15 protein-coding genes are annotated in these 13,545 nt (G+C 45.9%); 3 read left to right on the forward strand and 12 right to left on the reverse strand.

The annotated features are described in order from the left end of the window. Nucleotides 1-26: 26 nt before the first annotated feature. The 3 genes from yyaC to FN001_RS02470 form a co-directional block, all read right to left on the reverse strand. Nucleotides 27-629 (reverse strand): spore protease YyaC, encoded by a 603-nt coding sequence (gene yyaC, locus FN001_RS02460; protein WP_118297576.1) that lies wholly within the window; start codon nt 627-629, stop codon nt 27-29. Nucleotides 630-755: 126 nt separating this feature from the next. Continuing rightward, nucleotides 756-1,715, reverse strand: coding sequence for a M15 family metallopeptidase (locus FN001_RS02465; RefSeq protein ID WP_207663278.1), 960 nt, complete (start codon nt 1,713-1,715; stop codon nt 756-758). Between the two features lie 87 nt (nt 1,716-1,802). Next, nucleotides 1,803-2,903, reverse strand: coding sequence for a hypothetical protein (locus tag FN001_RS02470; protein ID WP_142410677.1), 1,101 nt, complete (start codon nt 2,901-2,903; stop codon nt 1,803-1,805). A gap of 250 nt (nt 2,904-3,153) precedes the next feature. Here FN001_RS02470 and FN001_RS02475 point away from each other — a divergent pair, with 250 nt between their 5' ends. Continuing rightward, nucleotides 3,154-3,420 carry a hypothetical protein gene (locus FN001_RS02475; RefSeq protein ID WP_142410678.1) on the forward strand — a complete coding sequence of 89 codons (267 nt, stop codon included), beginning with the start codon at nt 3,154-3,156 and terminating at the stop codon, nt 3,418-3,420. 130 nt (nt 3,421-3,550) lie between these two features. Here the strand turns inward: FN001_RS02475 and FN001_RS02480 are convergent, their stop codons facing one another. The 3 genes from FN001_RS02480 to FN001_RS02490 all read right to left on the reverse strand — a co-directional run bounded on the left by FN001_RS02480 (nt 3,551) and on the right by FN001_RS02490 (nt 6,937). After that, on the reverse strand, nt 3,551-4,900 hold the full coding sequence (locus FN001_RS02480; protein ID WP_142410679.1) for a glucose-6-phosphate isomerase: 1,350 nt from the start codon (nt 4,898-4,900) through the stop codon (nt 3,551-3,553). Between the two features lie 86 nt (nt 4,901-4,986). Then, nucleotides 4,987-6,102 carry a hypothetical protein gene (locus FN001_RS02485; protein WP_142410680.1) on the reverse strand — a complete coding sequence of 372 codons (1,116 nt, stop codon included), beginning with the start codon at nt 6,100-6,102 and terminating at the stop codon, nt 4,987-4,989. Nucleotides 6,103-6,244: 142 nt separating this feature from the next. Continuing rightward, nucleotides 6,245-6,937: a 5'-methylthioadenosine/adenosylhomocysteine nucleosidase gene (locus FN001_RS02490; RefSeq protein ID WP_142410681.1), complete on the reverse strand. Its 693-nt coding sequence runs from the start codon at nt 6,935-6,937 to the stop codon at nt 6,245-6,247. Between the two features lie 416 nt (nt 6,938-7,353). Here FN001_RS02490 and FN001_RS02495 point away from each other — a divergent pair, with 416 nt between their 5' ends. Continuing rightward, entirely contained in the window at nt 7,354-7,602 is a 249-nt protein-coding gene (locus FN001_RS02495) for a TIGR03905 family TSCPD domain-containing protein (protein WP_118297582.1), read from the forward strand. Between the two features lie 315 nt (nt 7,603-7,917). On the opposite strand, the gene FN001_RS02500 is transcribed toward FN001_RS02495, so the two are convergent. Together FN001_RS02500 and FN001_RS02505 are read right to left on the reverse strand one after the other, a co-directional pair. Beyond that, nucleotides 7,918-8,454 (reverse strand): DUF6147 family protein, encoded by a 537-nt coding sequence (locus tag FN001_RS02500; protein WP_118321466.1) that lies wholly within the window; start codon nt 8,452-8,454, stop codon nt 7,918-7,920. Nucleotides 8,455-8,520: 66 nt separating this feature from the next. Then, the gene (locus tag FN001_RS02505) at nt 8,521-9,435 is read right to left on the reverse strand and encodes a DUF4367 domain-containing protein (RefSeq protein WP_142410682.1); all 915 of its coding nucleotides are present in this window, start codon (nt 9,433-9,435) and stop codon (nt 8,521-8,523) included. Nucleotides 9,436-9,614: 179 nt separating this feature from the next. On the opposite strand from FN001_RS02505, the gene FN001_RS02510 reads away from it, so the two are divergent. Next, nucleotides 9,615-10,685 (forward strand): undecaprenyldiphospho-muramoylpentapeptide beta-N-acetylglucosaminyltransferase, encoded by a 1,071-nt coding sequence (locus tag FN001_RS02510; protein ID WP_142410683.1) that lies wholly within the window; start codon nt 9,615-9,617, stop codon nt 10,683-10,685. Here the strand turns inward: FN001_RS02510 and FN001_RS02515 are convergent. The 4 genes from FN001_RS02515 to FN001_RS02530 are packed head-to-tail and all read right to left on the reverse strand — an operon-like array spanning nt 10,676 to nt 13,413. Next, nucleotides 10,676-11,221, reverse strand: a complete 546-nt coding sequence (locus tag FN001_RS02515; RefSeq protein WP_118531421.1) for an RNA polymerase sigma factor — start codon at nt 11,219-11,221, stop codon at nt 10,676-10,678. The two genes, FN001_RS02510 and FN001_RS02515, sit on opposite strands and share 10 nt — an antisense overlap. Nucleotides 11,222-11,253: 32 nt before the next feature. Then, nucleotides 11,254-11,670 (reverse strand): HIT family protein, encoded by a 417-nt coding sequence (locus FN001_RS02520; protein WP_118321469.1) that lies wholly within the window; start codon nt 11,668-11,670, stop codon nt 11,254-11,256. After that, nucleotides 11,670-12,287 (reverse strand): rhomboid family intramembrane serine protease, encoded by a 618-nt coding sequence (locus tag FN001_RS02525; protein WP_142410684.1) that lies wholly within the window; start codon nt 12,285-12,287, stop codon nt 11,670-11,672. Before FN001_RS02525 ends, FN001_RS02520 begins: the two co-directional genes overlap by 1 nt. A gap of 22 nt (nt 12,288-12,309) precedes the next feature. Further along, nucleotides 12,310-13,413 carry a putative NPN-dependent ornithine cyclodeaminase gene (locus tag FN001_RS02530; protein ID WP_142410685.1) on the reverse strand — a complete coding sequence of 368 codons (1,104 nt, stop codon included), beginning with the start codon at nt 13,411-13,413 and terminating at the stop codon, nt 12,310-12,312. Nucleotides 13,414-13,545 lie beyond the last annotated feature (132 nt).

Genomic DNA, 13,545 nt, shown 5'->3' on the forward strand with positions numbered 1-13,545 from the left:
ATAGCATGGGAGATCTGCAAAACATGTCAAAACGGCACAGTCTGACCGGAAAAGTTTTCGACACGTCTCCCGATGATCCGCAATCCAAGGCAGATGCTGCGGCTGATGCAGTCCGCAAGCCGCATGACCTGGGACAGGCGTATGCTCTGTAAAAATAATGGGTCTCCGCTCTCCGCCCCGCCGACGATCCCGGTGATGGAAATGTCGCCAACGGCGGTAAGTTCCTTTCGCACGCCGAGTCCCGGGCGCAGCGGCCCTTTTTCCAGCGTCACAAGCCCCACATGATCCCAACGGCCCACGGCGGCATCCACAGCTACAATGATCGCATCCGGGTAATGTTCTTCCATCTCCTCGATCGTCCGGTCAAGGTTCACCGCATGGACCGGATGTTCCAGTGTCCCGATCACCGTCACATCGCCGGTCATCTCCGCCGCCAGCTTTGAGCCGATGAGCGGTCCCAGACTGTCCCCCGTGGACCGGTCTGTCCCGATGCATAAAAATACGATCCTGCGGCGCCCGGATGCCCGCATCTCATTCATCAGAAGAAGCAGAAGTCTCGCTGCAAATTTCTCCGCCTCAAATCCCGCTTCCGTATCATAATAAGTGATCTTCCGCCTCCCGAATCTCATCGTGAACACTCCGTTTCCTGGTTGGTTTCTATGAGACATTATAGGCGGGATTCAAGCAATTTATACATGTCAAAAAAGGACCAGGTATCTCAGATACCCGATCCTTCATAACATCCCATATTTAATTTAATACTCAAAATGCATCATATCTGCTCTGCTGGCTCCGATCCCCCATCTCCATCCATGTTTTCCAAATGCTTTCACAACATCACTGTCACGACCAATAGAATACGGATTTACGCCCGGCTCCCACTTTTTTCCGACAAGTACAGTCGTACCGTCTGTATCGATCTGCGGATTCGCGTCCGGATTGATATCAATGGCCAGCCCAAAGCTATGTTTACTTTTCACACCGTTGCTTCTCCAGTTATATCCACCGACACTCTCAATCGGGAACTTCTCCGGTCCATTATAGATTTCTGTAAAAATCTCTTTTACGTCGTTTGCAATAGAACTCAAAACCTGTACATGGGCGGTTCCGGCAACTTTCTGATTATTCTTCAATCTCCAGACAGGAATCTCTACACTGACCATCTCCATGGATGCCGTGGCATCATTGGGATTTGTTGAGATCCGTTCAACCTGTTCTTTTACTTTTGTCTCCAGATCTGTACTATGAGCGCCCAGAATAAAGTATTTTTCGTAATAACGATACTGCGCTATGTCTATTTCGCTTAATCCATCTGCTTTCAAATACCATTCCGGGTCATTACTGTAGCTATTGTTAGAATTCTTCTGATTTTCTGAACTGCTGCCGTTCCCTGACGTACTGTTCTTTGTCTCGCCGCCGGCTTTCTGCTTTACCTCGCCTCCAACGACCCAGGCACCGATCCTGTTTACCTGGTAACCATCCGGTGTGGTGGTATTTCTAAGAACATATCCGTTGGAGTCAAAGTAAAAGCTCTCCGCCATTCCATCATTATCGGTATCGATCCATGCCCATCTTCCCTTGGGATATGTTCCATCGTCAAACTGATACCACATTCCGTTTGCATCCGATTTCCATGTCCCGGCAAACGATGCGAACGGCATCGCCATGCAAAATACAGCGGCAGCAAGCGCAAGTTTTATTCCATACTTTTTCATCTTTTGTCCATTTCCCTGTAATTCTGTCCTTTTTGTAACTGCTCAGTATTTCCTGACCATATTTTATTGCGGCCAGTGCATCAGCTGTTATTTCGCCGTATCTCCCTGACTCTTATAGACCGAGATCGCATCACTGATATTGGATGCCGCACCGCTTCTCACGATATCCGCAAGCGCCGCGAGTTTCTCCGGCGTCATATATTCTTTTCCTATATAAACCTCGTAGTGATCCGTAATGAACAATGCTTTTTCCTTCGCAGCCGTCCGCGTACCGCGGAGCTTTTCTGACAGAGAAGAAAGCTCGTCCTCCATCCGGTTGATCTCCTCTTTGTTGTTTGCCGTGATCTCATCAGAGATGATCGTCCGTGTCACAGTATCGAAGGTCGTAAGTGCTTCCTTCTTTTTCCGGTTGATCTCCGCCGCGTCCTGATCGAGCTGGGCGATCTCATCGTCAAATTTCTGGAGATTGTAGACCGTCTCGTTCTTATCCCGTCGGATCGTTTTCGCGATGACCTTCATCTCTTTTTTATTCGTGCGGATCTTCGCCCGGATCCCAAGTCCTTCTTTCAGCACTTCCATATAGCGCACCTTGGTCATGTTTCCGATCGTTACATAGATCCCGCCAAAGATCAGGATCGCCGCAACATAGATTCCCACGAGATACATAGTCCGTCTCTCCGGGATCAGGAAATATGCTCCGCACGGGATCGCGAGGAAGCAGATCATGATCGTCATGAGAAGTGCCAGAAAATCCTTAAATGTTCTCGTAAAATAGAGCGCGTAATAGTAACTTCCACGGCAGAATCCCGGAACATGGTTTGCTTTAAACAAAGTTTTCATCTGGTCCGCAAGTTCTTTATTCTCCCGCACAAGCCCCCTGGTATCTTCCTCGATCCGCTCTTTGACACCCTGGTTTTTCGCTTTTTCACGCTTCGCTCTTACTTTTTTCAGGCGATCCTGCGCCTTCCCGAGCTCCGCATCGTAGCTTTTTGTGATCTCCTCTTTCCGCTGCTTCACCGTCTGGCTGATGGTTTCTGTAACAGAACGCTGTTTTCCCTTGAGGGAACTCTCTAACTTCTTCTCATCCGCTTCGAGCTGCTCCACCTCTGTATTCAGAGCTTCCAGTTCCTCAACTGCCTGTCCTGCACTGGCAAAAAAGGCAGCATGATCTGTAATTGGCTGTCCCATCTTTTGTCCTCCTGGCTTTGGTTCAAGTATGTCATCAAATGTCCATATAGGTATAGATTACTACAATTTTTCAGGCGATACAAGGCATTTTCAGTAAAATTCGCATGTCCGCCCTGTGCGATGCAAAAATGGACTTTTGCAATTTCAAAAATTCACAACCGCTGTTCACGTGGCTTTACTTTCTAAAAAAAATCCGTTATACTGTTTTTCAAATCATGACCGTGAACGAAAAAGAATGGAGGACTGTTTTATGTTCCAAATCTGGGGAAAAATATGGAAAGATAATCATCTGATCAAAGATATGGTGTCCTGCAACAACGACTATTCCATGTCGAGAACCGCCATGGTATTTCAGGCTCTGGATGAGATCTGTCACGAATTCGACTTAAGCCAGCCGATCTGGCTCGATTCCAATATCCGCGATTTTCAGCTGCATGATAAGACGCGGTTTACGAAAGACAGTTTTATCGAATCCATCGACTTTGATTATCTGGAGTTTCAGGTGATCGAGGAGTGATCAAAAAACGACTGATCTGCCCGTTGTGTCATTTCTGCCCTGACACATGGAGATCAGCCGTTTTTATTTTATCGTTTCTCATCCTATCCGGCAACATTTTGCCGAATACGTCTAATATTATATTTCTTTATTATAATCTCTTGAGAAGCGCCTCTCTTGCCTCCTCATAACCCGGTTTTCCGAGCAGCGCGAACATGTTCTTCTTATAGCTCTCAACACCCGGCTGGTTGAACGGGTTGACTCCGAGAATGTAGCCGCTGACGCCGCATGCGAACTCGAAGAAGTAGAACAGCTGACCAAGGCTGTAAGCATCCTGCGCCGGGATCTTTACCATAAGGTTCGGCACACTGCCGTCTGTATGCGCAAGGAGTGTTCCGTTCATGGCACTCTTATTTACAAAATCAACGGTCTTTCCTGCCAGATAATTCATGCCGTCTGTATCGACGTCCTCTTTCTGGAGAACAATCTCCGCCGGGGATTCTTCCACGTTCAGAACTGTCTCAAACATGATGCGGGCACCATCCTGGATGAACTGCCCCATAGAGTGAAGGTCTGTTGTCAGATCTACGGCTGCCGGGAAGATACCTCTCTGGTCTTTTCCTTCGCTCTCGCCGAAGAGCTGTTTCCACCACTCAGATACATAATGAAGGCTCGGTTCGTAGTTTGCTACGATCTCTACCTGTTTTCCTTTTCTTAACAGGATATTGCGGACTGCGGCATATAAAAGAGCCGGGTTCTTCTCATATTCTGTCTCAAGAGCAACCTTTCTCGCATCTGCTGCCCCCGTCATCAGGGCATCGATATCTGCGCCGCTGACTGCGATCGGTAAAAGACCTACGGCTGTGAGCACGGAGAAACGTCCTCCAACGTCATCCGGAACAACGAAGCTCTCGTATCCCTCTTCGTTTGCCAGATTCTTTAAAGCTCCCTTTGCCTTGTCTGTGGTCGCATAGATCCTCTTGTTGGCCTCTTCCTTACCATACTTGCTGATCAGCATTTCCTTGAATACGCGGAATGCGATCGCCGGTTCTGTTGTCGTGCCGGACTTGGATATAATATTAATGGAGAAATCTTTTCCTTCCAGTACATCCTGAAGATCATGAATGTATTTGCTGCTGATGCTGTTTCCTACGAAATAGATCTCCGGAGTTTTTCTCTTTCCCTTCGGCAGCACATTGTAGAAGCTGTGGGATAAGAATTCGATCGCAGCGCGGGCACCGAGATAAGATCCGCCGATACCGATCACAAGAAGTACATCTGAATCGTTCTGAATCTTCTCTGCCGCTTTCTTGATCCTTGCAAACTCCTCTTTATCATAATCAACCGGGAGGTCGATCCATCCAAGATAATCATTGCCTGCACCGGATTTTGCTGTCAGGACATCTTTTGCACCCATAACGATGCTCTTCATGTTTTTCATTTCCTCTTCACTGATAAATCCGGCTGTCTTGGAATAATCAAATACGATTTCTTTACCCATAACCCTGTCTCCTTTTCTTGTGTGAGATTCACAATCTCTGTCCGTTATTATACCACTTCGTGAAACCTTTGACAATGCTTCGCATACTAAATCAGTGTGTTAAATAATGTTTTCAGCAGCGCCATTTCTTCCGCCGGGATCGAGTTCCGTATCAGCTCAAGATCATCCGGCATTTTCTGACTTTCTCCCGGCTGTTCCCGACTTGCGGCGATCTGTCTCAGGCTTTCGCTCAGGTGGTTGATGCTCTGGGCAAGTTCCGTCTCACTCGTCAATACTTTTCCACCCGTCCCCATGCTTTTTGAGCCGGCATCCCGGGCATTCTGGCCCGTACTTCTATTATAGTCGGTTTTTCCTGTTGGCTTTTTTGATAAACTGCCGATACTATTTCCATTTACGGCCGGACCGGTTCCATTCCCTTCAGACACAGATGTTTTTCCGTCCAGCTGCGACAGCTTCACGGCATCCCCGGTTCTTGTAATGTTTTCATTTTCCAGATTCTCTGTTTCATCGCTTTCATCAGAAATCTGTGCGTCTTTTTTCCTTCTGAGAACAGAAAAACGTCCATTTCCTCTGCCATTTCTCACACTTTCCTGAGTTCTCCCATAGCCTGTACCACTGCCGGAAAAATCTCCAGCCGGAGAAGCTCCCACCGCCTTTTTCCGCTCCTGTCCGGCATAAACGATGTTATCCACACTTTTATAGAAATGCGGTGAGTTTTCCACATAATCCACCAAATGATCCGCAAGCTGTTTCCGTTTCATTCCCGTCCCGATCCAATTGTCCACAAATGCAAGAAACAATCCGCTAAAGACGCCTGCCGCACCATATAATACGATATAGGAATTGTCACATCGGTACCAGTATGCGCCAAATGCCGTTACTCCTCCGACCATAAAGCAGAGGATCATCGCCTGCACGGACAGTTTGTCCCAGCCATCGAGACTTACATGGAGGAATCGGAATCCGTAGAGCTGTTTTTCTATGTATGCGTTTACATTTCGGATCCCGTGGTTGATAAGGAACACATTTTCCATGCGCTGTTTCAGCGTCTTTAAGTTCTTATCTTTCGTCAGCGCCATATTTCCGGTTTCTTTGATCAATCTTTTGTAGAGGCTTCCTGTTGCGAGCTTGCTGAGTGTCCCGAGCGCACAGATTGCCGCCAGAACATAGAGCATTCTCCCTGTCTGTAAAAATTCCAGCATAATCAGTTCCCCTTTCTCCGTCCGGATCATTCCAGATGATGCCACTAATTATAGCGGGCTAGAATGATTTTGAGAAGATTGAGAACGGAAGAATCGTTCGTCAAATGTGGACAGGAAACGAGTTCTTAAGGTAATGACAAGATCAAAGTCTTTTTACTAAAGCAAGCATGAGATTTACAGAATGTTCAACCGCCTTTGCCTCGAACTCACCGTAATCCATATGGGCACTGTCATCTGCTTTATCAGAGATCGCGCGGACGATCAGGTACGGAATCTTATTTAAGTATGCCGCCTGTGCAACAGCTGCGCCTTCCATCTCTGCGCAGTACGCGTCAAATGTGTCACGGATCCATTTTTTCTTTTCCTTACTGTCAATAAACTGGTCACCGCTGGCAACGCGTCCTTTGAAGGTGCTGATGTCCGGGTTTGCCTCTTTGCACGCCTCTTCCGCAAGAGTTAAAAGTCTCTCATCAGCCGGAAATTCCTTTACACCGAGCTGTGGGATCTCTCCAGCCGGATATCCGAATCCGCCTGCGTCCACATCATGCTGTACTGCCACTGTGGAGAGAACGAGATCCCCGATGTTGATCTCATTTCTCAGGGATCCCGCGATTCCTGTATTCACGATCCCATCAACCTGATAGAGATCTACAAGGATCTGACTGCAGATACCAGCGTTTACCTTACCGATACCGGAACGAACGATGACAACGTCCTTGCCTTCCAGTTTTCCCTTGCAAAAGTTCATTCCGGCCACTGTCTTCATTTCTGTCTCTGTCATTTTTGCGCGAAGTTTCTCAACTTCTACTTCCATTGCTCCGATAATACCAAGCATTTGAATTCCTCCGTGTTATAACATTATTTTACCAAAATATCGATCCTGTCTGAGTTTCAGACAGATTCTCACCATCTTTATCGTTTTCATTATACGGGATAATGGGGCGCAGGTCAAATAAAGTTCCTTTTCATCGTTATCTTTGGCGAACTAATATAAGTCTCTGATACACCCTGCCTTCACACTGCAACGGGAATTTTCCGATACACCGAATCAGGGATCGGCAAAATCCGCATCCGCAGCTGTATGATGCGGATTGTTCATTTAACGAATTTCCGTCCCGCGAATAGTACGGGCAGAATCTCCAACAAAATGGACTTCAGTGCTTCTCTTGACAATGATTCTCTGCTGTGAGTATAATAAGGATACTTTCAATTCGGCCATACGGCCAGACTTTTACAAACGGAGGTTTTTATATGGTATACAAGACACAGGGCACCTGCTCCAGAGAAATCCATTTTGACGTAGAGAACAACAAACTCAAAAACGTAAGCTTCGTTGGCGGATGCAACGGCAACTTAAAGGGTATCGGCCTTCTTGTTGAGGGCATGGATATCGACGAAGTGATCAAAAGAGTCGAAGGCGTAAGCTGCAACGGCCGCCCAACTTCATGTCCAGACCAGCTTGCAAAAGCTTTAAAGCAGTATAAAGAGCAGCAGGCGTAATCCATCTTCGAACATATTGATCAGACCGTATACTATTTATCTGATCGCTTTTATACACAGAAATATCAAAAGGCTCTATGTCAACAACGAAACAGGATTCTAAGCAATTCCCCCATCGGTTGATATAGAGCCAAAAATAGCCCCGCAAGAGGTTGTATTGAGCGGGGCTACTTCTTTTCATTCAGTTTATAAATTTTGAAGCGTTGTTCTTACTGACCTCGGTCGGCCTTATCCTCAGTCTCCTCCATCAACCATCTCCCTTTATCAAAATTGTATTTATATTATTCGGCCGAAATAATATACGAAATTTACGAGTTATACCTCGTGGTCGGTGAGAAGAACGCCATCAGTCTGAGTAGCTTTTCCTTCCATGTTATCGCCAATTTCTACAAGATGCATTGCTCGTGCGCGATAATACTTATTTAATTGGCAATCTTTAACCGTAAATCCTAACGGGAACGAGGATAATTGTCCATCACTTTCTTCTTCTTTGTCTCTAACAAATTCCCAATAGCCTATCTGAACCCAATCCTCTTTTTCTTCATCCCACTGATCTAAAAAAACCGTTTGATATATTTTGTCAACATTCTTATGCGCAGAAGTGTTAACCGCAATGTAAAGTGTTCCATCCTGCTCATTGGTAATCGACAACATTGCTGTAGACAATATACGTCCTCTCCGTTGTGTATTATCTATATCTTGCGCTTCAAGAATAGATTGCGGTAAGCATACGCTCGTCCTTGTTGGTATTGCAAAATCCCCCCAATCAATTTCTCTGGCATATGACACATTAGATGTCATTATTACCAACATTAATAAAACACTAAGCAACCTCTTGATTCTTTTCACCATTACAATCTCTCCTTTACTTTTATTTATCAATATAAACGTAATTTTGGGGGTAATGTGACCATAATTTTAAAAAAAGAAGAGATTTTCTAATATTTTTTTAAACTCCGCTTCATCAATAACACCAGAGATACGGTATACTATATTATTTTTTATTATATTGACTTCACATTCAACTTCTCCCGCATCATAACGATTTACATAATATTCTATTTTATCATTTAACCACTTATTATATACAGAACATTTTTCCTTACAATCAGACTCACAATTTAATGAACTACTTCTATCGCTTTCAAATATATGATACATTAATATATGTTGCTGATATAAGAACTTAAGCTCTGCCCCACCCTTAAAAACATTGTAGGAGTCTATCTCCATTTTCTCTGGCAAATATCCCAATTTTAACATCGAAATAGACATTTTTTTTTCTATTTCTTCATATACAACTTCCATTTTTGACTCTGAACGCTTGTTTTTATCATTGTTTAAGAGTATTTTAGGCGCACTTATATCTGATTTCCTAAAGAAATAACTCTTCTTCCCAATCGCCGTCCCCCCAAGCATCCCCGCGATCACTGCAACCAACGCCGCCGTAGCCAGAGCCTTCTTTTTCCCAAAACGGACAATCTTCTTTTTATTCTGCTTTTCACCCTGCTTTTTCTCAAGTTCCAGCGGTTCCGTTTTACTTTCTTCTCCCGATGCACAATCTTCAGCCTCTGCCGTTATTTCCGGGATTGCTCCAGCCTGTGCATCCGGTTTTATCGTTTCCGGTGCTGCTTCAGCGGCTTTCTTCTCCATTTCGGCTTTCCGCTCCATGAACCGCTTCATAAGGCGCTCCTCGGCTCCGGCAAAAGAAACATCCTTAAAATTTTCATTCACATGATCCAGCTGTTTTAACAGCTGCTCATCGGAGTATCCAAATGCTTCCTGAAGGCATTCACTTATTTTCTGATCTTCCTGATTTTCCATGTCTGCCATGATTCAGCACCTCACTTCTTTTTTTCCTTCGTTTCTTTTAGGGGTTGACATTTCTTTTTCAGCCGTTACTATTAAAATATCGGTAATCTCGTGTATCTTGATCACCGCACATGGGTTCCCGCATAACCTGCCGGAGCCGAAACTCCGGACAATTATCCGGAAATTCCATGGAGGCATTTATGAAAACAATTATTCTCACCGGCGGCGGCACAGCCGGCCACGTTACACCGAACCTCGCCCTGATCCCGTCCCTCAAGGCAGCCGGTTACGATATTCGATACATTGGTTCCTACAATGGTATGGAACGCAAACTGATTGAAAACGTAGGGATTCCTTATGACGGAATTTCTTCTGGAAAACTGCGCAGATATTTCGATCTTAAAAATTTTTCCGACCCATTCCGCGTCTTAAAAGGTTACGCGGAGGCGTTAAAACTCTTAAGAAAATACAAACCAGATGTTCTCTTTTCAAAAGGCGGCTTTGTAGCGGTTCCGGTTGTTCTCGCCGCTAAGCACTACCATATCCCGACGATCATTCATGAATCAGATATGACCCCGGGTCTGGCAAACAAACTCTGTATCCCATCCGCTAAGTGGGTGTGCTGCAACTTCCCGGAAACTTTAAAATATCTTCCGGAAGGAAAAGCAGTCCTCACAGGATCCCCGATCCGTGCAGAACTTCTTCAGGGAGACAGACTTGCCGGTCTCCAATACACCAACCTCTCCGCTGCAAAACCGATCATCCTGGTTATCGGTGGAAGTCTCGGCTCCGTCAAGGTAAATGGCGCAGTCCGCAGCATTCTTCCAAAGCTCTTAGAGCAGTTCCAGGTTATCCACATCTGCGGAAAGGGAAACCTGGATGAATCCCTGATCGGGACTTCCGGTTATGTTCAGTATGAATATGTTGACAGTCCGCTGAAGCACTTATTCGCAGCAGCTGATCTGATCGTCTCCAGGGCGGGCGCAAATTCCATCTGTGAAATTCTTGCGCTCAGAAAGCCAAACGTCCTGATCCCGCTCTCCGCCGCTGCCAGCCGTGGAGATCAGATCCTGAATGCAAATTCTTTTGCAAAACAGGGGTATTCCACAGTCCTGGAAGAAGAGAAAGTAACGGATGATACTCTTTTTGACGCGATCCATGATACTTATGAAAATCGCCGGACATTTATTGAAAATATGGAAAAGAGTCATTTAAATAACGCGATCGATACGATCATGAAACTGATCAACGACTGTGCGGATCACAGATGACCTTTGTCAATATGACTTTGCAGTTCTTCTCTTAAGTATTTTCTCGCTCTTGAAATTCGCGAACGACACATGTCGTTCGTGATTTCAAGACGCTCACAAATTTCTTCAGTCGTCAGCCCCTGAATGAAATACATGATCGTAACGTCTTTCCACGATTCTCGTAATCCATCCAGGATCTCATAAATCTGACCACAGCTTTCTCTGCTGATCACAGCCTGAAGCGGGTCATGTGCAGAAAAGTCCGCGATGATCTCCAGCTCGCTCAGATCTTCATCCTCATTCGGCCTGATACTTCGTTTCTCTTTTCTGAAATAATCGATGCATTTATTTTCAACAATACGGGCCAACATTGCCTTTACGACTTTTTCATTCTCCAGCTTCCCACCATAATCCGCCCGGTAGAACGACCAGAATGCTTCCATGACGATATCTTCTACATCGTCAAACGGCACTCCGATCGCATACGCCAGCTTCATATACATTTGAGCATATTGCGTAATCAGTACTTGCAGCAGTTCATCTTTGTCCTGCGGCATATGATCTCCTTCAACTCTTTTCTGATTACCGTTTACAGTGCACTCTTGATCTTTTCTGCAGTTTCAGCGAGCACTTCCGGTTTTTCCTCTCCCGGTGTCCAACCGGCAATGACCGGACCACCCTCATAACGCGGAATTACATGTACATGGAAATGAAATACCGTCTGGCCGGCTGCCTCACCGTTATTCTGAACCAGGTTAAAACCGGCACAGCCGAGAGATTTCTTCATTGCTGTTCCAAGCTTTGCCCCGAGAGGAAGTACTTTTGCGGCAATCTTCGGATCCAGTTCGGTAACATCCTTAAAATGTTCTTTCGGAAGGATCAGGGCATGACCTTTTGAAGCCGGACCAAGGTCCAGGATTACACGAAAATCCTCATCCTCATATACCGTTGAAGACGGGATCTCACCATTTGCGATCTTACAGAAAATGCAATTACAGTCTTTCATTATATGATACCTCCGTTCGGCCATCGGTCTCCCTTAGGCCTATGATATAAAATTATAGCAAGAATAATGCCGATTACAAGGCCAGACAGGTGTGCACTGTTGTCCACACCGGTACTTGTATAGCCCAGATACAAGGAAAAGAAGATCATGACCACAAGCTGTCTTGTATTCAGATCCTCCAATCTTCCTTTATTAATCGTGACCACGTAAAGCAGCCCACCGACCACTCCAAAAATTGCACCGGACGCTCCTGCTGATACTGTCATTGTATCAGCTGTATGCGCCATCATCGACACCCAGTTCGAGCCAATTCCACAGAGCAGGTAAAAGATCAGATACTTCACATGCCCAAGTGCCCGTTCCAGATTATCTCCAAGAACAAACAGGACCAGCATATTATTCATGATGTGCCGGATCCCGAAATGCATGAACATTGCCGTCAAAAGCCGGTAATACTCACCGTTCTCCAGGACCGCCGGCGCGTACATTGCGCCTTTTGTATACATGAAATACGCGTCCTCCGACGAACCTGTGATCTCAAGATACAGGAAAAACAGCACATTCAGAGCGATCAGGAGTCCATTTACATAAGCCTTTTTTCCATATTGGCTTCCCATGGGTTCCATCCTTTCCATGCTGTTATTTCATGACGCCAAGTCCTTTTGCGATGATCGTGATAAAGTCCTGTACATTCGTCACGATGGTCGTCGCCGAAAGGCTTCCCCGGTCCATGAGCTTGTTCACAACAAATTCATCTGCATCGACCGTGTACAGATAGACCGGTCGGATCGTTCCGTTCTTCATCACGCGGAATGACGGTGTCATATTTCCCGTCGCGATCGTATGGAGCATAGTTGCCAGGCAGATCACGCAGGTTGCGTCCCTGACCATATCCCGCATTGCACTCTGCCCCTGGTACGCGTCTCCGATCACCTCCGGCATCGGACCATCGTCACGGATCGAACCGGTCAGAACAAATGGAATATGATTTTTTACGCATCCGTAGATGAGCCCATTGTCAATATGATTTTCCTCGATGAACTTTGGGATCGATCCGCTTCTCCGCACCTTGTTCAGCACATCCAGATGGTTATAATGTCCGTTTGGCTGGGAAACCTGTGTATAAATATCCTGTCCCAGCGCAGTATGTAACAATGCACCTTCCAGATCATGGGTTGCAAGCGCATTTCCGGCCATCAGACCATGTGCGTATCCATTCTCGATCAGCGACTGCATCGCGTTTCTCGCGTCATAGTCGAAGGAGAACGCCGGTCCCATGACCCAGACGATCTTTCCATGTTCTTTCTCATACCGCAAGAGATCCATCAGGCGGTCATAGTCTCTCGCATAGGAGGTCTCTCTGCTCCGGCCCTGGCGAAACACAAACTTATCCGCAAGTGCTGCCTCTTCCTCTGTCTGAAATCCGGTGCTGTGGACATAGATGCCCTCTTCACAGCCTTCACTCCGTCCCAGGATCACCTTATCTCCTTTTTTGAGATTCCGGTTTTCAACCACTTCCAGATGTCCATCCGGACAGATCACTACGCTGGAATCCATGCGGCTTTCTTCCGCCAAAACCCATTTCCCCTGGATCTTAAAATATTCCGGGAACATGGATGTGCTGTGAAAATATTCAGGAGCTACCCCATCCATCTCCACAACTTCCCATCTTGCGTCAGGAGCCTTCAAAAATTGTTCCTGTGAAAAATCGGGATGATGATATTCCGGTATCTGAAATGCCATGATACCCCCTCCTTTCATTATTGATGGATTTATCATAGACCAAATGTCAGAAAAACACCACCCCTGTTTTTATTTTTTCACTGTTACAGTACACGGGCACTCCATATCTCCTCACTATAACAGGATTTTTCC

The organism is Clostridium sp. Marseille-P7770 (genome assembly GCF_902143525.1).
Classification (GTDB): Bacteria; Bacillota; Clostridia; order Lachnospirales; family Lachnospiraceae; genus Pilosibacter.